At 72.1% G+C, this 18,274-nt stretch carries 14 protein-coding genes; 3 read left to right on the top strand and 11 right to left on the bottom strand.

What is annotated here, in order from left to right; genetic code table 11:
- Positions 1-84: 84 nt before the first annotated feature.
- The 4 genes from OV079_RS44360 to OV079_RS44345 form a co-directional block, all read right to left on the bottom strand.
- Complete coding sequence (locus OV079_RS44360; protein ID WP_267775880.1) at positions 85-1,371, bottom strand: NAD(P)/FAD-dependent oxidoreductase; 1,287 nt, start codon at positions 1,369-1,371, stop codon at positions 85-87.
- 24 nt (positions 1,372-1,395) lie between these two features.
- On the bottom strand, positions 1,396-2,250 hold the full coding sequence (locus tag OV079_RS44355; RefSeq protein WP_267775879.1) for an MBL fold metallo-hydrolase: 855 nt from the start codon (positions 2,248-2,250) through the stop codon (positions 1,396-1,398).
- Positions 2,250-4,445 (bottom strand): transketolase C-terminal domain-containing protein, encoded by a 2,196-nt coding sequence (locus OV079_RS44350; protein ID WP_267775878.1) that lies wholly within the window; start codon positions 4,443-4,445, stop codon positions 2,250-2,252. Before OV079_RS44350 ends, OV079_RS44355 begins: the two co-directional genes overlap by 1 nt.
- Positions 4,446-4,721: 276 nt before the next feature.
- Positions 4,722-6,350: an FHA domain-containing protein gene (locus tag OV079_RS44345; protein ID WP_267775877.1), complete on the bottom strand. Its 1,629-nt coding sequence runs from the start codon at positions 6,348-6,350 to the stop codon at positions 4,722-4,724.
- A gap of 203 nt (positions 6,351-6,553) precedes the next feature.
- On the opposite strand from OV079_RS44345, the gene OV079_RS44340 reads away from it, so the two are divergent.
- On the top strand, positions 6,554-8,095 hold the full coding sequence (locus tag OV079_RS44340) for a glycerol-3-phosphate dehydrogenase/oxidase (RefSeq protein ID WP_267775876.1): 1,542 nt from the start codon (positions 6,554-6,556) through the stop codon (positions 8,093-8,095).
- Positions 8,096-8,522: 427 nt separating this feature from the next.
- On the opposite strand, the gene OV079_RS44335 is transcribed toward OV079_RS44340, so the two are convergent.
- From OV079_RS44335 to OV079_RS44305, 7 genes are all read right to left on the bottom strand, one after another.
- Positions 8,523-8,666: a hypothetical protein gene (locus OV079_RS44335; protein ID WP_267775875.1), complete on the bottom strand. Its 144-nt coding sequence runs from the start codon at positions 8,664-8,666 to the stop codon at positions 8,523-8,525.
- Between the two features lie 102 nt (positions 8,667-8,768).
- Complete coding sequence (locus OV079_RS44330; protein WP_267775873.1) at positions 8,769-9,731, bottom strand: hypothetical protein; 963 nt, start codon at positions 9,729-9,731, stop codon at positions 8,769-8,771.
- A gap of 107 nt (positions 9,732-9,838) precedes the next feature.
- The gene (locus tag OV079_RS44325) at positions 9,839-10,849 is read right to left on the bottom strand and encodes a hypothetical protein (protein WP_267775871.1); all 1,011 of its coding nucleotides are present in this window, start codon (positions 10,847-10,849) and stop codon (positions 9,839-9,841) included.
- A gap of 128 nt (positions 10,850-10,977) precedes the next feature.
- Positions 10,978-12,354: an ABC transporter permease gene (locus OV079_RS56725; protein ID WP_267775869.1), complete on the bottom strand. Its 1,377-nt coding sequence runs from the start codon at positions 12,352-12,354 to the stop codon at positions 10,978-10,980.
- Positions 12,351-13,061: an ABC transporter ATP-binding protein gene (locus tag OV079_RS44315; protein WP_267775868.1), complete on the bottom strand. Its 711-nt coding sequence runs from the start codon at positions 13,059-13,061 to the stop codon at positions 12,351-12,353. The genes OV079_RS56725 and OV079_RS44315 overlap by 4 nt, the downstream gene beginning before the upstream one ends.
- A gap of 45 nt (positions 13,062-13,106) precedes the next feature.
- Positions 13,107-13,895 carry a VOC family protein gene (locus tag OV079_RS44310; RefSeq protein ID WP_267775867.1) on the bottom strand — a complete coding sequence of 263 codons (789 nt, stop codon included), beginning with the start codon at positions 13,893-13,895 and terminating at the stop codon, positions 13,107-13,109.
- Between the two features lie 56 nt (positions 13,896-13,951).
- Positions 13,952-14,668: a hypothetical protein gene (locus tag OV079_RS44305; RefSeq protein WP_267775866.1), complete on the bottom strand. Its 717-nt coding sequence runs from the start codon at positions 14,666-14,668 to the stop codon at positions 13,952-13,954.
- Between the two features lie 139 nt (positions 14,669-14,807).
- Between OV079_RS44305 and OV079_RS44300 the strand changes: the two genes are divergently transcribed.
- Complete coding sequence (locus tag OV079_RS44300; RefSeq protein ID WP_267775865.1) at positions 14,808-16,787, top strand: IgGFc-binding protein; 1,980 nt, start codon at positions 14,808-14,810, stop codon at positions 16,785-16,787.
- 124 nt (positions 16,788-16,911) lie between these two features.
- Complete coding sequence (locus OV079_RS44295) at positions 16,912-18,198, top strand: dicarboxylate/amino acid:cation symporter (RefSeq protein WP_267775864.1); 1,287 nt, start codon at positions 16,912-16,914, stop codon at positions 18,196-18,198.
- Positions 18,199-18,274: the final 76 nt, after the last annotated feature.

The following is an 18,274-nucleotide window of genomic DNA, read 5'->3' as shown; positions in this document are numbered from 1 at the left end:
CCGCATCGGACGCGGATCGGCCGCTCCCCCGTCGTGGCCACATGTTCCTTCAAACATGCCCCGAAGAGCATGTCGCAACGCCGCTCAGCTGTAGCGGCGGATGTACTGGCGCATCAAGAACCGGCGGAACCAGATGTTCACCGCCGCGAAGTCGACCACCAGCCGGCCGTACACGACCAGCGACTCGTCGCCGATGCTGACCCCGTGGGGAAAATCCTCGCGCAGCGTGTGCGGGCGCAGCGGCGGCACCCCGTGCGGGTATTCGGGCGCCTCGCGGGCCAGCCGCGTCAGGTTGTCCGCCGTCAGCCACGCCTGCCACAGGCACTCGATCGCCCGCTGCATCGTCGGCCACTCGCCGGCGGCGCTCTGCACCCGCGCCGCGTCGCCGATGGCGAAGATGTCCGGCCGGGTCGGCTTCGGCGTGGCGAAGCACTGCAGGGTCGGCCCCACCGCCAGCCAGCCGGCGGCGGTGCGCGGCAGCGGCAGCCTGGCGAGCACGGGGGCCGGCCGCACGCCACCGGACCAAAAGGCCATGTCGCAAGGGACATCCACCGCGTCCCCGCCGGGCCCGGCCGGGCGCACCGCGGCTGTCCCGGCGGCCAGGCGCGTCAGCCGGGTGTTCAGCCGCAGCTCGACGCCCTGGGCCTGCAGGTGCTGCTCGGCCTTGCGACCGGCGCGCTCGCACAGGTGCGGCAGCAGGCGCGGACCCGAGTGGATCAGGACGACCTTGGGCGCGCGCCAGCCGGCCGGCCTGACGCGCGCGAGGCGGGCGAGGTCGCCGGCGAGCTCGACGCCGGAGATCCCGCCACCCGCGACGACGATCGTCGGGCGCTCGCCGGCCGGGCCGCTGGCCTCGCCCTCGCGGTAGGGGCCGTCACCGCTGCTCACCCGCCGCGAGACCTCGCCGCCCGGACCCAGCAGGGCCGCCAGCCGCTGGGCCGCGCTGGCGAACTCGCCCTCGAACTTGTAGTCGACGAACCGCTCCGCGCCCTCGATGCCGGCCGGCGGCGCCAGCACCGAGCCGAGCGCGACGACGATGAAGCGCCCGCGCAGCCGCTCGCCCGAGGCCAGCACGACCTCCTTGCGGTCGGGGTCGAGCTCGACGACGTCGCCGACCACGTAGCGCGCGGCCGCCTTCTGCTCGACGGAGCGCCGCGTCGGCAGCACCGAATTCGCCGGGTCGAGCCGCCCGACCAGCCGCTCCTGCACCAGCGGGATGTACGGGTGCTCGGCCTGGCGGTCGACCACGGTGATCTTCAGGCCCCGCCCGCGCGCGCTGCGGCGCAGCTGGTGGACCAGCTCGATGCCCGCGAAGCTGGCCCCGAGGATCAGGACGTCGGCGGCGCCGTCATCATGTGTCCCTTCGGCCATGTCCCTTGCTCCCTGTCCCTGGATTCAGTTGCCGAACACGTGCACGCGGTCGCGCACGCCCGCGGGGAAGCGCTCGCGCGCCAGCCGCTCGGCCTCGGACCGGCTGTGGCGCATGCTGCGGTGGACCAACACCAGCGCCTCGCCGGTGAACCGCTCCGACTCGGCGACCAGCTCGTCGAGGTGGGTGTGGCCCCACCGGCGCGTCTGCGCCACGTCGCGCTCGTCGGTCCAGCTCGTGACCTCGTGGACCAGCACCCGGCAGCGGCGCACCAGCTCGTGCTGCTGGAAGAACTCGATCTGGGTGTCGCCGGTGACGCAGATCAGCGGCTCGGTGTGGGCGTCGAGCACGTCGACGCCGCTCCTGCGCAGCGCCGCGATCTCCGGCCCCGGCAGGCCGACGTACTCCGGCTTCAGGCGGCTGGTGGTGCGCTCGACGATCCACCCGAGCGACGGCACCCGGTGGGTCGTGCGCAGGCAGTGCGCCGCGCACCCGCGGGAGAGCCCGCCGCCGAGCGGGAAGCGGTCGCCGGGCGCGTGCCCGTGCAGCTGCCACTGCAGGTCGAAGCCTTCGATCTCCGCCCAGCCGCGGAGGATCGCCGTCAGCGGCGCGTGGACCTCCTGTGGCACGTGGATCGCCGGCGGCGGGGCGCGCATCAGCTGGCGCTGCGACACCAGGTAGCCGACGCCGCCGAGGTGGTCGGCGTGCCCGTGCGAGACCAGGATCGTGTCGTACTTGAGCGCGCCGGGCGGGCACATGCCGACGTCGAACATGACCCCGAGTTCAGGTACCATGAGACAGGTCTCGATCCCGCCGCGGGTGATCCCGCGCAGGGTGAGACCGCCGACCTTGAGCTCGTCGAGGACCGCCGCTTCGTGCATCAGGTGACCGAGTTACGGCTCGGCGTCCACAAGATCTGCGGGCGCGCGAACACGTCGGCGCTGCCGCGCGCCGGCCGGGCGGGCGCGGCCGCGTCGGCGGCCGGCTTGGCCCGGCGGATCGACATGACCTCGAGGACAGCCGCGTGGACCTTCTCGGGGCTGACCACGATCTGCTCCTCGATCTCGATCGGCGACGGGATGCCGGGGCTGGGGTCCTGGCCGAGCACGCGGGTGATCACGTTCTCGCCGGCCATCGCCTCCTGCACCGCGCCCTGGATCTCGCGGCCCAGGCTGGCGAACACGCGGTCCTCGTGGACGACCAGCAGGCGGCCGGTCTTGCGCACGCTGGCCAGCACGGCCTCGCTGTCGTAGGGCACGATGGTGCGCAGGTCGAGCAGCTCGACGTCGACGCCCTCGGCCGCGAGCTTCTGCACCGCCTCGTTGCAGAACAGGGTGCAGCGGCCCCAGGTGACCACGGTGATGTCCTTGCCCGGGCGGCGCAGCGCGGCCTTGCCGAGCGGCACGCGGAAGTCGTCGGGCAGGTCGGGGATGTGGCCGCCGAAGCCGATGCTGCGCTTGAGCGCCGCGATCTCCTTGGGGTCGGTCGGCTCGCCGGGGAACGCGTCGCCCAGCGTCATGCGGTAGAGGCCCTTCGACTCGAACACCAGCACCGGCCCCGGGTACTCGGCCGCGCTGCGAAGCAGGCCGTACATGTCCCGCGAGGTCGTCGGCGCGACGATCGTGATGCCCGGGATCGAGGCGTAGAAGCCCTCCATGCACATCGAGTGGTAGACCGACCCGCCGTGCAGCGGCTCGACCGGCAGGCGCAAGATGACGTTGACGTCGACCGTGCCCGCCGACTGCCAGCGCTGGTTGCCGAGCAGCACCAGCCAGTGCAGCGTGTTGAGCGAGTAGTCGGAGAACTGGATCTCCGGGATCGCGGTGGCGCCCTTGTGCAGGGCGAACCCGAACGCGGTGCCGAGGATCAGCGGCTCGTTGATCGGCGCGTCGCGGACCTGGTCGGGGAAGCGCTCGTAGAGGCCCTTGGTGGCCACCATGACGCCGCCCTTCTTGCCGACGTCCTGGCCGTACACCCACGACATCGGGTTGGCCTTGAGGATCGCCTGCAGCGCCGAGCGGATCGCGCCGTTGATCGAGATCGCGGTCGGCCGGTTCTCCGGCGGCGCCTCCTCGACCGCCGGGAACGGGGCGCGGATGTCCGTAAGGACAGACTCGTAGCTCGGCTCCGGCTCGGTGGCGCAGATCGCCATCGTCTCGACCACGTAGTCGTCGGCCGCCTTGGCCAGGGTGCCCCAGTCGTGGCGGCGGAAGTAGTCCTTGCCCTCGGTGACCGCGTTGCGGCGCAAGACCTCGTGCGGAGCCAGCACGCCCGCCTGCACCAGCGCCTCGCCGAAGTCGATCAGCGGGTCGTAGCTGTCGAACTCGAACGTGAAGTCGGCGGCCGAGCTGTGGTTGTTGAGGCGCGACAGGTTCTTGACCCACATCAGCGCCGGCGCCTGCTGCTCCTTGCAGTACTCCGCGGCCGCGCGGGCGGTCTCGTAGCAGCCGAGGAAGTCGTTGCCGTCGCACTCGAAGTAGGCGAAGCCGAAGGCGGCAGCGTAGTGCTCGAAGCTGCGGATCCCGCGGCCGTCCTCAGGCCGCACGCTGATGGCGACGTTGTTGTCGGTGACCGTCAGCAGGACCGGCAAGCGCAAGATCGAGGCGCCCGTCATGCCCTCGTGCATGTCGCTCTCGGCGGTGGTGCCGTCGCCGACGACCGCGACCACGAGGCCGTCGTCGTGGCCCTTGCGCCGCAGGCCCTGGGCGTAGCCGACGGCCTTGCCGAACTGCATGCCGAGCGCGCTCTGCACCGGCAAGGTGTTGAAGCGCAGGTCGTTGAAGTGCGCCGTCATCAGCCGCCCGCCCGTCCACGGGTCGGTCGACTTGCACAGCTGCTGGCGCATGTGGTCGAGGTGGAAGTCAGGGTAGCCGCGCAGCCGCGACCACATGGCCAAAAGACCAGCCGAGCGGTAGTGGGCGCAGATGCCGAACGCCTCCGGGTTGACGACCTCGGCGAACGCCAGCGCCTCCGCCGCCCCGTGCAGCTCCTCGCCCGAGCCCCAGATGGCGAACTTGATGGTGCCCTTGGCGCACTCCTGGACCACCCGCTCGACGTGACAGCGGGCGAGCAGCATCTCCTGATAGGCCAGCCGCAGCAGCTCGGGGTCAGGCTCGGGAACCGCGGCAGGTCGCGGAGATCGAAGCGGAGGGTCTTGCTGGGCGTCGGCATGTCCATGCGCGAGGCAAAGCCTAGGCGAGATCGGCGCTGGGGTAAACCGACCGCAGACGAGCGCCAAGTCGCAGCGCAGCGGGCGCGAACGAACCGCGTGACGTGGCGCATGCGTCACGCGCGGCGAACGAACGCGGGCGCGAAGACGAAGTGGCACCTGGCGGAAAGGCCAGGTGCCACTTCAGCTCGCCGTCACGCCGGCGACGCGCAGGCTCACGCGCTCGGGAGGACGCCCGCGGCCGCACCGAGGCGCGCGCGCCTCGCTCTCGGGGTCGCCGCCCTCGTGCTTGCGCCGGACCCAGAAGTACAGCCACACGCTCAGCGCCGAGAAGAACGCGAACAGGAATGCGGTCACGCCGTTGACGAAGATGCTGTTCAAGATCCCGCCGAGCGGCAAGAAGCCGAGGATCAGGCCGACGATCACCATGGCGATGAAGACGGCCAGGACGGCGCCGAACACCGCGGCGAGGATCGGCACCAGCTCCTTCTTGAGCAGTTCGAAGTTGCGCTTGATCACCGGGACGAGCTTCTTGTCCTCGACGTAGTAAATCGGCGCCGCGAACACGCCGAGCACGATGCCGGGGACGAAGCAGTTGACGGCGACGTCGGCGACCTTGGCGATCGTCTCCTGCACGGCCGCCTGGATCGAGATCGGCTGGCCGAGGTAGCTGCTCAGCATGAAGCGGCCGAGCGCGGGCATGAGGATGACCATCGCCGCGAGCTGCACCAGCGACAGCAAGGTCGCCAGCAAGGCGGCGATGCTGAGCGGGAGGATCAAGAGGCCGAGCTGCGCGAGCAGGCCGATCGGGATCAGCACCGCGCCGACGGTCGCGACCGCGGGGGCGGCCACCGGCTGGAACACCTTCCAGCCCTCGCCGAGGATGAACTTGACCTGCGAGACGAGATCGCCGCCCACGGGACCGACGGACGCGGCCGCGGGCTCGCCGGCCGGCGGGGTGTCGAGCACCGCGGACTCGGGCACCAGCACCGGCGGCCCCGCAGGCATCGGCGGCGCGGCCATGGGCTGGGAGATCGGCGTCGGCACGGCCTGCGGCGGCGGGGTGGCGATCGCGGACTGCGGCGGGGACCCGAAGGCGCCCGGCTGCGGCTGGAACCCGCCGGTCGCCGGCTGCGGCTGGAACCCGCCGGTCGCCGGCTGAGGCTGGAAACTGCCGGGCGGCTGGGCCGCAAACCCGCTCGGCGGCGTCGGCGCGGGGAACGGCGCCGGCCCACCGCCGGGGAACGGCGCGGGCTGCGGCGGCGCGGCGGCGAAGCCACCCGGCGCGCCCGGGGCAGGACCCCCCGGCGCGGGCCGGAGCAGCGGCCCCTGGTGTTGCGCGGTCGGCGCGAAGGCGAAATTCCCCGGCTGGGGCGCGCCGAAGGGCGCAGGCGGGGCCGGCATCACCGGGCCCGGCGGGCGCGCCGCCGCCGGCTTCATCGGCGCGGGGAAACCGGGGACCATGCCCGGCGCGGCGATCACGGTGCGACCCTTGCCGGCGCCGCTCGAGCCGAGCCCGTCGATGCTCTGCACGGTGATGAGCGAGTTGCCGACGCGGAGGGCGATGCCCGGGGTGAGCTCGAGGTTGGCGACGCGCTGGCCCTGGAGTAGGAAGCTGCCGTTGGTGGAGCCGAGGTCGGTAAAGCGGAGGGTCGCTCCGTCCCAGAGGATCTCCGCGTGGCGGCCCGAGACCTGGCTGTCGTGGAGGACGATGTCACCGGCGTCTCGGCCGATGAGGACTTTGGGCTGGGAGATCGTCCGGGTCTCCGCTGGGCGGTCGACGTACTGGATGTGGAGCGTGTACGAGGCCATCGAGGTCTCCGGGGGTCGCGGTAGGCTTGGGCAGAGTGTCACAAATGCCCGCCGTGCGGCGCAACCATCGCGCCGATATCCTGCCCGTACAAGAGTCGCCCCCGCCGTGGGGCCCGGCCGAGATCCGCTCGCTTCGGGACCGCTTGCGGCGAGCCGACGCCGATGGGCGCGCCCGAGCCGAGCCCGCGTGGGACCTCGTGGTCGTGGGGGCCGGGATCGCCGGCGCCGGGGTCGCCCGCGACGCCGCCCTCCGCGGCCTCAAGGTCCTCGTCGTCGAGGCGCGTGACCTGGCCTTCGGGACCTCCTCGCGCTCGAGCCGACTGATCCACGGCGGCGTCCGCTACCTCGAGCAAGGTGAGCTCGGCCTCGTCTACGAGGCGCTGCGCGAGCGGCGGCTGCTCTACAAGATCGCCGGCCACATCGTCCAACCGGCGCGCTTCCTGTTCCCGGCCTACCGCGGCGACCGCCTGCCGCTGTGGAAACTGCGGATCGGCCTGTCGCTCTACGACGCCCTCAGCCTCTACCGCAGCCACGGCCACCGCGTGCTGCGCCCCGCCGCCGCCCGCGCGCTCGAGCCGCTGCTCCGCGAAGAAGGGCTCCGCGGCGCGGTCACCTACGAGGACGCGGTCACCGACGACGCCCGCCTCACCCTCGCCACGCTGCAGGACGCCCGCCGCCACGGCGCGCAGGTCCTCACCTACGCGCCGGTGGTGGCGATCCGCCGCGAGGGCGAAGCCCAGGTCGTCGAGCTCGACGGCGGCCTCCGCGTGCGCGCGCGCAGCGTCGTCGTCGCCGCCGGGCCGTGGACGTCGGAGCGACTGCTCGGCGTCGCCGGCGCCCACTTGCTCGCCCTGTCGCGCGGCATCCACCTCGTCCTGCGCTCGGCCGACATCCCGATCCGCCAGCCCCTCGTCGTCCAGGCGCAGAAGGAGCGCCGGATCTTGTTCGTCGTGCCCTGGGGTCCGCGGACCTACCTCGGCACGACCGACACCGCCTACGAGGGCGACCCGGCCGCCGCCGGCGTCACCGCGGCCGACACCGACGAGCTGTTCGCCCTGATCGGCAAGGTCTTGCCGCGCGCGGTCCTCGGCCAGAGCCGCATCGTCAGCGCCTGGGCCGGCGTGCGGCCGCTGGTGCGCGACGAGCATGCCGCGTCCGGCGACCCGACGGCCGAGATCTCCCGCACCCACCGGATCCTCGAGACCGCGGAGGGGGTAATCGCCGTGGTCGGCGGCAAACTGACCACCTACCGCTCGATGGCCGAGGAGACCGTCGACCGCGTGGTCCGCCGCTTGCGGCAACGCGGCCAACTCCCGGCCGGGATCGGCCGCTGCCAGACCCACCGCCACCCGCTGGTGGCCGGCCTGCCGCTCTCGGCCGAGGAGCTGCACGACCCGCGCCTGGGCGATCTGGCGCAACGCCACGGCCCGCTCGCGCGGCAGCTTTATGGGCAGGTCCAGTCCGACCCGCGGCTCGGCGCCCGCATCATCCACGACCTGCCGTACTGCTGGGCGGAGGTCGAGCACGCCATCACCCACGAGGGCGCCGTCCACCTCGAGGACATCCTGCGCAGGCGGATCCCCCTCGCCCTCACCGACGAGGGCCTCGGCGCCAGCGTCGCCCGCGAGGTCGCCACCCGCCTCGTCGAGGCCCGGGGCGGCAGCGCGGCCGACATCGAGGCCGAGCTGCAGCGCTACCGCGAGGCCATGTTCGTCGAGACCGGCCGCACCCTCGGGCCCTGCTGAGGCTGTCTCTCGGAGCATGTCCCTTCGGGCATGTTTTTAAAGCATGCGCAGAGGGACATGCTCTCGTGAGCATGTCCCCTCGATCGGTCAGCGCTCTGCGGCGCGGGTGAGATCACGGGGCGCTGCTGCAGCTCGAGACGCGCCATCGACGAGGCGCGTCCGCAGCGTCACGAGCCGCGCGAGCCGAGCCGTTAGCCCTCGCCGCTCACGCTGCGGCTCCCGGCTTTAGCCGAGCTGGCCGGCGCGAGCCGCTGCGGCTCGTGGCTTTCGCCGAGCTGGCCGGCGCGAGCCGCTGCGGCTCGTGGCTTTCGCCGAGCTGGCCGGCGCGAGCCGCTGCGGCTCGCGGCTTTCGCCAGGCTGGCGCTCGCCGCTGCGGCTCGTGGCTTTCGCCGAGCAGGCCGGCGCGAGCCGCTGCGGCGCGCTGGCTTCAGCCGCCGAGCAGGCCGGCGAGGCCGGTGACGGCCCAGGCGATCCAGCCGTCGGGATAATGGGCGCCGACCAGCACGCCGCCGCCGAAGATCCCGCCGAACACGAGGCTCGGCACGCCGACCCAGCCGATGAACCAGGCCACGCGGGACGGCGGCGCCTCTTCTTCCTCGCGCTTGGCCGGCTGGTTGCCCGGGGGGTCCTGCCGCTTGGGGCTGTTTTGGGGGCGCGGGCGGGGGCGGCCATCTCAGTTCTCTCCTTGAAGCGCGGCCTCGTCGGCCGGCTGCGGGGGGGCGTCTTCGACGACTTCGGCGGTGAAGGGCAGGTGCTTGCGCTCGAGCAAGATCCGCCGCTCCTCGGCCGAGAACGCGATCGGGTCGGCGTCGGCGGCGACCGGGTCGCTGCCCATCGCCTGGGTGACCGCGCGCAGCAGGCTGCGGAGGTGCGGCGCGGGCGACGTCGGGTCGGAGCTGAACGCGATCGCGGCGGTCGCGTGGTGCGTGGCGGTGGTCGGGCCGGCCTGCACAGGCGTGCGGATGTTGCGGCCGCCGAGGCCGAGCACCAGGTCGGCGCCGTCGCTGCCGACCCGCTCGAGGTCGGCGAAGGCCACCTGTCCCGAAGACCAGGCGGTCGGCCAGGCCACCACCCCGCGCAGCTCGAGCTCGACCCCGAGCTCGCGCAGCAGCACCTGCGAGGCCCAGCGGACGTGGCGCTCGGCGTAGTCGATCCAGTCGCTGCGGCGGTCGAACACCTCCTCGTCGACCACCACCTTGACGCGCAGCTTGAGCGGCTCGCCGAGGCGGGCCTGCAGCTCGGGGGGCAGCGGCGCCGGCTCGGCGACCGCGACCGGGAGGCCGGCCGCGGGCGGCGGCGGCGTCTCGACCGGCTTCGGCGGCGCCTCGACCGGCTTCGGCGTCGGGTCCGGCGTGGTCGTCGGCTCCGGCTTCGCGGGCTCGGGCGTGGCCGTCGGCTCGGGCTTCGGCGGCTCCGGCTTCGGCGGCTCCGGCTTGGCCGTGTCCGACGGGGGCTTGCTCGGCTCGCCGGGGACCTTCACGTCGAGGCCGAGCCAGTCGCGCTCGAACGAGAGGATCGTCGTCCGGTGCCCGTGGCCGACGTAGACGCCGGCGCCGAACAGGCCGACGACGAAGGCGACCGGCAGGCCGATGAGGACGGCCAGCTTGCCGAGACTCTTGAGACGCGTCGCGCTCATACCTGTGGAGGCAGTATACTGCGCCTTTAAAAGGACCAGGCCGGGCCGCGAGATCGGCGAGAATTCGCCGTCTTCGCCGACTCCGGCCGGACCACGGGCGCCCTCGCTCAGAGCCCGTCGAGCGCGCTCTCCGGGATGACGCAGCTCTTCGGGTCGCCGAAGCCGTAGTCGGGCGCTTCGAGCGCATAGGGCTCGTTCAGCGAACGCCACGTGAGGAAGCCGTCGGCACCCTGGCACTCGTCGAGAAACAAATCGCCGTGCTTCAAATCGCCGACGCCGTCGACCTCGAGGATGCTGCCGCGCGCCCGGCCGTTGCCCTCGCCGTCCCACGCCGCCTGCACGCTCGCCTTCTCCTGCTCCGGCCCGCTCCAGCCGTAGTCGTCCCACTCGCCGTACAGCGTCAAGTCGAAGGTCCCGCCGCCCTTCGGATCGCGGGTGTAGCTGTACTTGTCGTCGCTGTAGAACACGTCGTCGTCGAGGTAGCCGAGGTACTCGAAGCTGACCGCCTTGAAGTCGAGGTCGATGCGCTTCTCCTCGGTCTCGACATCGCGCTCGAAGGTGACCTCCACGAACCCGCCGATCACGCTCATGTCGGCATCGGCGCCCTTCATCTCCGGGTACTTCTCGACCACGTCGAAGTCCATCTTGAAGCCGCCGCTGCGCTTGGTGTCGTCCTTGTGCAGGTCGCCCGCCATCAGCAGCGCCATCTCGTCCTGCGCCTTCGCGTCGCGGCTGCCGACGTAGATCTGGTAGTTCGCGCCGTCCTCGAGCGTCTCGACGCGGACCAGCCACGCCAGGTCGCGGCCGTCGTTGTCGGCGTACGGCCCGTAGATGCGGGTGTTGCCGTCGCGCTCGCTCGGCTGCACGTCGTCGAGGTAGGCGATCACGCGCGCGCAGTGCTCGACCAGCACCGTCACCCAGCGGTTGACCTGCCCGGCCGTGTACTCGACGCCGATGTGCAGGGCCCCGCGGACCTGGCCGCCCTCGCGCGCCGCGATCGACTCCGGCAGGTCGATGCGCACGTCGTCGGCCTCGACGAAGGGCGTATCCTCGTTTGTGAAGAAACAGCCGGTGGACAGGGCCGCGGACAGGGCGAACAGCGGGGCGAGGCGAGTCATGCCGGCCCCTCTAGCGGAGAACGTTCCACCCGCCGCGGCCTGGTTTCACCAGCGATCGCGGGCGCTTGGCGCTGCGAGCAGATCCGCCCCGCCGGGCTGTGGCGAGACGCCACGCCGCGGCGCGCCACTCATCGGCCGGTGAGGACCGCCGCCGGGTCCATGCGCGCGGCCCTGCGGGCGGGCAGCCACGCCCCGAGGACGCAGAACCCCGCGGCGAAGCCGAGCGCGAGCGCCACGAGGTCGACGCTGAACGCGAAGTACGTCTCGGGCTTGTACGGGAAGTCGGGCAGGTGCTGCGCCGAGATGTAGTCGAACACGCGGCTGGCCGCGTACGCCAGGCCGACGCCGATCGCCCCCGCGAGCAGGCCGACGCACGCCGCCTCGCCGAGGATGATGCGCTGGATGTCCGAGCGACGGGCCCCGACCGCGCGCATGATCCCGATCTCCCGCTGGCGCTCGTACACCAGCATGAAGAACACGTGCATGATGTTGACCGCCGCGATGCCGACGATGATCGTCGACAGCAGGCTGAACACCAGCACGAACACGCTGATGAGGAAGCCGGCCTGCTCGGCCCCGCCGTCGGTGACCTCGAAGCCGAGCTCCTCGATCGCCTTGGCGACCGCCGCGACCTGGTCCTTGCTCTCGATCTTGATGATGATCGAGTGGTAGCGGGTCGCCGCCTCGGGCGAGCCGAAGTGGACGTTGTAGCGCGCCACCTGCGACAGCGGCAGCGTCACCCCCAGCGGCACCGCCTTGTCGGAGAAGCCGACCAGCTTGAGCCGCTCGAACAGCAGCTCGTCCTTCTCGGCCGCCTGCACCATCGACGCCCCGACCCGCATCTCGAGCGACACGCCGACCAGATAGTCCGGGTTGAGCCGCGGCAGGTTGTAGGCCCGGCGCAGCGAGCCGTTGTAGATCTCCAGCATGTGCGGCGAGGCGATCACCGGCACGTAGTCGCGGCACACCTTGCCCGGCCCGCCGCGGTAGGGCTTGCCGCAGTACTGGTCCTTCGCGCAGGCCGACTCGTCGCTGCAGGCCGTCGGCGCGGCCGCCGGCTCGGGCACCTCGCGGAACTGGTCCGCCCCGGAGAACTCGCCCTGCACGAGCGCCGGGTCGACGCCGTCGATGATGAGCTCGGTGCGGATGTCGTTGCCGATGATCTCCTTGCCGCCGAGCCCGATCGCCGGGGCCGTCAGCTTCATCTTCGGGTAGACCCCGCGCACGCCCGCGACCCCGCGCAGCTGCTGCGCCGCCGTTTCGTCGAGCACGTCGCTGGCGAGCCCGAGGCTGACGGGGCCGACGTCGAGCGACATCGACTTCGCGATCACCTCGAGCTGGTCGAGCGGGAAGATCTTGCCGAGCACGACCTCGCGCACGCCGGCGCCGAGGGCCAGGAAGAACGCGAACGCGGCGATGCCGACGATCACGCCGACCGACGCCAGCGCGAAGTGGACCGCGTTGTTGCGCAGGTTGCCGCGGACGATCGCTCCGATGCTGCTCACGCGCGCACCTCCTGATTGCCCGGCACCAGCTCGACCACGCCGTCCTTGATCTCGATCACCCGGTCGGCCGCCGCGGCGACCGTCGGGTCGTGCGTCACGATGATGAGCGTCACCCCCGACTCGTCGCGCAGCTTGCGGAACAGCGCGATGATGGCGGACGCCGAGGCGCTGTCGAGGTTGCCGGTCGGCTCGTCGCAGATGAGCAGCTGCGGCTTGTGGTAGAGCGCCCGCGCGATCGCCAGCCGCTGCTTCTGCCCGCCCGACAGCGTGCCCGGCCGGGTGCCGATCTTGTCGGCGATGCCGACCGTCTCCATCAGCTCGCGCGCGCGGGCCAGCCGCGCCTCCTTGCTCTCCTTGCCGCTGGCGCGGAACAGCCCCGGCAGGGCCACGTTGTCCTCGCAGCTCAGGTGGTCGAGCAGGTGGAACGCCTGGAACACGAAGCCGATGGTCGCGTTGCGGTAGGCGCTGAGCTCGGCGTCGGACAGCGTGCGCAGCTCCTTGCCCGCGACCTTGAGCTCGCCGGAGTAGTCGCTGTCGAGCCCGCCGAGCAGCGCCAGCAGCGTGCTCTTGCCGCTGCCCGAGCGGCCGATCACCGCCGCGAACTCGCCGTCGGCGACGTCGAAGTCGACGCCACGGAGCACCGGTAGTTCGCCCGACCGTGCGCCGGCGAGGCGGTAGCTCTTGCGGATGCCGCGGGCGCGGATCATCGCCGTGGACGCTACTCGCTGCGGGCGATCGCGGTCAACCCCCGCTCAGGGCGAAGGTCCGCGGGCGGCCTGTCCGTAGGCGACGATCGAGAAGATTCCCCCGTGTGGGTCGCTCAGCACCGCGAAGCGGCCGACCGGCGGGATGTCGCTCGGGGCGACCACAATCGCGCCGCCGAGCTGCGCCGCGAGGGCCGCGCCCTCGTCGCAGTCCTCGACCCGGAAGTACGTCATCCAGTGCGACGCCATCGAGCCCCACGCCTCGGTCATCTGCAGCATCCCGCCGACCTTGCGCTCGCCGACGAAGAAGTCGGTGTAGTGCGTCGACTCCACCGCCCGCTCGCTCCGCCGCCAACCGATGACGTCGCTGTAGAAGACACCGGCCTCGTCCGCGTCGCGCGTGTTGAGCTCCCACCAGCACATCGTCGCCGGTTCATCGATGAGCCCGGCGCCCGCGTGGTTCACCGCCTGCCACAACGCCAGCCGCGCCCCGCTCGGGTCCGCCAGCACCGACATGCGGCCCGAGTCGTAGACCTCCCGCGGCGGCACGATCACCTGCCCGCCGCGCGGCTCGACCCGCGCCATCGCGCGGTCGATCGAGTCGACGTTGACGAACGGCATCCACCGCGGCACCTCGCCGCGCGCCTCCTCGTCGGCGCGCATGCGGTGGATCGCGACCACGTCGCGCCCGCGCTTGGTGAGGATCGTGTAGCCCTTGCCGTGGTGGATCCCGAGGTCGAACAGCCCGCTGTAGAACCGCGTCGTCACCGCCGGCTCCGGACTGCCGAGCTCGGCCCAGCAGAAGCTCCCGTGCTTGTAGCGATCGACGACCGTCACCCCAGGCAACCTACCAAACCGGCTCGGATCCGCCCAAGCGTTTTCGAGCCGCGACGTCAGCGCGCCGCGATGAGTCCGAACACGAACTCCCGGGGACATCCGGACCCCGGCAGGTTCGCCCGGGCCGCCTCGACGTAGGCCATAAACGCCCCTTCGTCCCCGGCCGCCGAAGATGTCCCATCGTACAGGCGGAGCGGCGCGCCGCCCGAGAGCTGCAGGTCCAGCGCGGCGCGGCGGGTCTCCCCGCAAGCTGTCTCTTCGACCATGCAGGTGCCGGCCGCCTCGCGCCACGCGAACGGCGCGGCCCACCCGCCGCCCTCCGGCGGATCGACGCGCGCGCCGACGGCCGCCGCCAGGAGCAGCGCCCCGCCCGCGTCCTCGACCCGCAGCCACACGTCCGGGTCGTTCGCCGCCTCGCCCGGCGCGACGATCGAGCGGATCTGCAGCACCTGCCCGGTAGCGAAACCATCGCCGGCCGGCGCCGGTTCGGCCTCGACGAACAGCCGCGCCGCCGCCCCGTCGCACACGAGCTCGAGGACGCGAGACCCCGGGCTCCCGCTCGCCGCCTGCACCTCGCACCTCAGCTCGGCGCTCGCGTCGCCCGGCATCGGCTCGAGCGCCGCGCGGAAAAACGCAGCCTCCGTCGGCACACAAGGTGAGAGCTCCGGGCCTGCCTCGTCGGGCGGCAAGATGTCGTCGCTGGGCGCTGCGACCTCGCAGGCCGCCAGCAGGAGCCCCGCCGCGCAACGTCGTCCTCGCCCGCCGGCCGCCACCTCCGCCAATTTAGCCGGCCGCCCGTGGGCCTGTCCACAAGGACATACGAGGGCTCGGGCCGATCCCGGGCGCGCAGGCGCGGACCCTGGTGTCCGCCTGGATCTTGTCGGGCCGTGGCGACCGCGGCACCATCGAACCATGACCTTACCCCGGCTCGCCTGTCCGACCCTGGCCCTCGCCCTGGCCGGCTGTCCGGGACCGTACACCCCGGCCGAGACCGAGAGTGAGTCGACGGCGACCACCGCGACCACCACCGCCACGATCGACACCACCGGCACCTCGACCACCACGAGCACCGCCGGCCCGACCAGCGAGCCGACCACCGCCGCGCCCACGTGCGACGGCCCCGGCGAGCGGTGCGACGGCGAGCAGCACCAGATCTGCGTCGGCGGCCTCTGGATCCCCGACGCCTGCCCCGACGGCTTCGGCTGCCAGGACGGCGCGACATCGTGCCAGCCGTGCGACTGCGTCGCCCCGCCGACCTGCGCCGACGCGATGACGATCGAGACCTGCGGCTGCCTGCTGCCCGAGCGAGTCACATGTCCCGAAGACCAGGCGTGTGACGAGGCGACCGCGACCTGCAGCGCCGTGATCTGCACCCCCGGCGAGCAGACCTGCACCGACCAGAACACCCGCCAGACCTGCAACGACCACGGCACCGGCTTCGACCCGCCCGAGCCGTGCGACGGCGACGAGCTGTGCGACCCCGACATGGGCTCCTGCCAGCCCGCGTGCGCCGTGGTGGCCAAGCGGCAGTCGAGCCTCGGCTGCGAGTTCTGGGCGGTCGACATGGCCAACGTCCCGCCGCGCGACGCCTTCGTCTACGCCGTCGCCGTCTCCAACCCGAGCGCCACCGAGTCGGTCAACGTCGAGATCTTCGACGGCAACAAGAACGACGCCGAGCAGAAGCTGCTGACCGGCGTGATCGCACCGCGCCAGGTCCGGACCTTCCTGCTGTCGGGCAGCAGCAACAACCAGACCGGCTACTACCCCGGCGACGCCGGCTTCACCGGCTCCGGCATCGCCCTCGGCCGGGCCTTCCGCGTCGTCTCCGACCTGCCGATCGTCGCCACCCAGTTCAACCCGCTCGGCGGCGCGCTCGCCTTCACCACCGACGCCTCGCTGCTGCTCCCGACCCACGCGCTCGGCACCCGCTACTTCCACCTCGCGTGGGGCGAGGGCCTCGGCAGCGGCTCCTCGCTGGTCGTGGTCGCCACCGCCGACGGCACCACGGTCTCGCTCAAGCCGACGGTCAACGTCGTCGGCGGGCAGAACGGCATGCCGCCGATGCTCAAGGGCGTGCCCACCGAGATCACGCTCGACCGCTACGACTACATCCAGCTGCAGACCAACGCCGGCGACACCACCGGCTCGGAGATCGTCGCCGACAAGCCGGTCGCGGTGTTCGGCGGCCACTCGTGCGGCCAGGTGCCGAACAAGCAGGTCAGCTTCTGCGACCACCTCGAGGAGCAGATCTTCCCGGTCGAGACGTGGGGCGTCGAGTACATCGGCCTGCGCAGCCCGGCCCGCGGCACCGAGGACATGTACTGGCGAGTGCTCGCGCGCGAGACCGGCGCCACCGTCACCTTCACGCCCAAGCCCGAGGGCCTGGGCGAGGCGACCCAGACCATCCCCGCCGGCGGCTTCCTCCAATCCAACGCCAGCGGCGACTTCCGCATCCAGAGCAACAACCCGATCCTCGTCGCCGGCTACATGTACGGCTCCGAGGCCCCCGGCGTGCCGGCCGACGGCAACCCCGGCGACCCCTCGATGGTCCTCATGGTCCCGACCGAGCAGTGGCTCGGCGACTACGTGTTCCTGGTCGACAGCTCGTACGCCAACGACAACGTCCGCCTCGTCCGCAAGGCGATGAACAACAACGTCGAGCTCGGCTGCCTCGGCGGCCTCGTGCCCGCCGATCACTGGCAGCAGATCGCCGGCACGCAGTACGTCACCGCCACCGTCAACATCAACCCCGGCGAGGTCAACTGCGAGCCGGGCACCAACACCGCCTCGGCCAAGACCACCACCTTCGGCGTCATCGTCGTCGGCGAGGCCCAGGGCGCCTCGTACGCCTACCCGGGCGGCATGGCGCTGAAGGAGATCGCGCCGGGCTGAGCGCTCGGCGGGCCCGCCTCCGGCCCGCGCCCGCCCGCGGGGCGGCGGATTTTCCGCCGCCGACCGCGACGAATCGCGCCTCCATGCGCGCGGATGGGTCCGCATGTCCTACCATGCGCCCCACATGCCGCTGCACACCCGGATCTTGCTCGGCCTCGCGGTCGGTGCGGCCCTCGGCCTCGGCGCCAACCTCGGCCTCGGCGCCGACCATGGCGTCGTCCAGTTCGCGCTGAAATACGTCGCCGGACCGCTCGGGCAGGTCTTCCTGCGCATGTTGTCGATGGTGGTGATGCCGCTGGTGTTCGCCTCGATCGCCCTCGGCGTCGCCGGGGTCGGCGACATCCGCCGCGCCGGGCGCATGGGCGTCAAGACCCTCGCCTTCTTCTTGATCACCACCGCGCTCGCCTCCGCTCTCGGCCTCTTCCTCGTCAGCGTCGTCGACCCGGGCGCCTACGTCTCGCCCGCCGTGCGCGACGAGCTCGTCGCCCAGTACGCGCGCAACAGCGGCCCGCCGCCCGCCCCGACCGCCTTCGGCGTCGAGACCTTCGTCGGCATCGTCACCCGCAACCCGCTCGCCTCGGCCGTCCACGGCGACATGCTCGGCGTGATCTTCTTCGGCCTGATGTTCGGCGCCGGCATCACCCTCATCCGCGAGGACCGCCAGAAGACCATGCTCGGCTTCCTCGAGGCGCTCGCCGACGTCATCTCGGCGATCGTCGACATGGCCATGAAGATCGCGCCCTACGGCGTGGCCGGCCTGATCTTCGGCGTCACCGCCCTGTTCGGCTTCGCCCTGCTCGCCCCGCTCGGCGTGTACGTCGGCCTGGTCCTGTTCGCCCTCGCGCTGCACGCCGTCGGCACCATGGGCCTCGTGATCCGCGGCGTCGTCGGCGTCAGCCCGCGGATCTTCCTCTCCCGGATCCGCGCCGCCCTGGTCACCGCGTTCTCGACCTCCTCGAGCAGCGCCACCCTGCCGACCAACCTCCTCGTCGGCCAGCAAAACCTCGGCATACCGCCGCGGATCTGCGGCTTCGTCTATCCGCTCGGCGCCACCATGTGCATGAACGGCACCGCCCTGTTCGAGGGCATCACGGTGATCTTCCTGTGCCAGGTGTTCGGGGTGACGCTCAGCCTCGGCCAGATGGCCGTCGTGATCGCCATGGCGGTGCTCACCTCGATCGGCGCCGCCGCCGTCCCCGGCGGATCGATCCCCTTGCTGGTCGGCATGCTGACCATGTTCGGCGTCCCGGGCGAAGGGATCGCCGTCATCATCGGCATCGATCGGATCCTCGACATGGCGCGCACCGCCGTGAACGTCCTCGGCGACCACGTCGCCGCCGCCTTCGTCGCCCGCAGCGAAGGCCTGTGGAGCCCCGACTATCTGAAGAAAGCTGTTCCTGCAGACAGGTGAGCCCGCCTCGCACCTCGCGTGGGTGCGGCCCTTGTCCCCCACCCCCGCGCGGCTCGGGCCGGCCCGGAGCCGCGCC

Origin of the sequence: Nannocystis pusilla, from assembly GCF_026626665.1 — a bacterium.
GTDB classification, from domain to species: Bacteria; Myxococcota_A; Polyangia; order Nannocystales; family Nannocystaceae; genus Nannocystis; species Nannocystis pusilla.
This window is presented reverse-complemented; position numbering and strand designations above follow the sequence as displayed.

Excerpts from the sequence above, each read along its gene's own strand:
- OV079_RS44360 (WP_267775880.1), bottom strand. The coding sequence starts at position 1,371 with ATGGCCGAAGGGACACATGATGACGGCGCCGCCGACGTCCTGATCCTC.
- OV079_RS44355 (WP_267775879.1), bottom strand. The coding sequence starts at position 2,250 with ATGCACGAAGCGGCGGTCCTCGACGAGCTCAAGGTCGGCGGTCTCACC.
- OV079_RS44350 (WP_267775878.1), bottom strand. The coding sequence starts at position 4,445 with ATGCTGCTCGCCCGCTGTCACGTCGAGCGGGTGGTCCAGGAGTGCGCC.
- OV079_RS44345 (WP_267775877.1), bottom strand. The coding sequence starts at position 6,350 with ATGGCCTCGTACACGCTCCACATCCAGTACGTCGACCGCCCAGCGGAG.
- OV079_RS44330 (WP_267775873.1), bottom strand. The coding sequence starts at position 9,731 with ATGAGCGCGACGCGTCTCAAGAGTCTCGGCAAGCTGGCCGTCCTCATC.
- OV079_RS44325 (WP_267775871.1), bottom strand. The coding sequence starts at position 10,849 with ATGACTCGCCTCGCCCCGCTGTTCGCCCTGTCCGCGGCCCTGTCCACC.
- OV079_RS44315 (WP_267775868.1), bottom strand. The coding sequence starts at position 13,061 with ATGATCCGCGCCCGCGGCATCCGCAAGAGCTACCGCCTCGCCGGCGCA.
- OV079_RS44300 (WP_267775865.1), top strand. The coding sequence starts at position 14,808 with ATGACCTTACCCCGGCTCGCCTGTCCGACCCTGGCCCTCGCCCTGGCC.
- OV079_RS44295 (WP_267775864.1), top strand. The coding sequence starts at position 16,912 with ATGCCGCTGCACACCCGGATCTTGCTCGGCCTCGCGGTCGGTGCGGCC.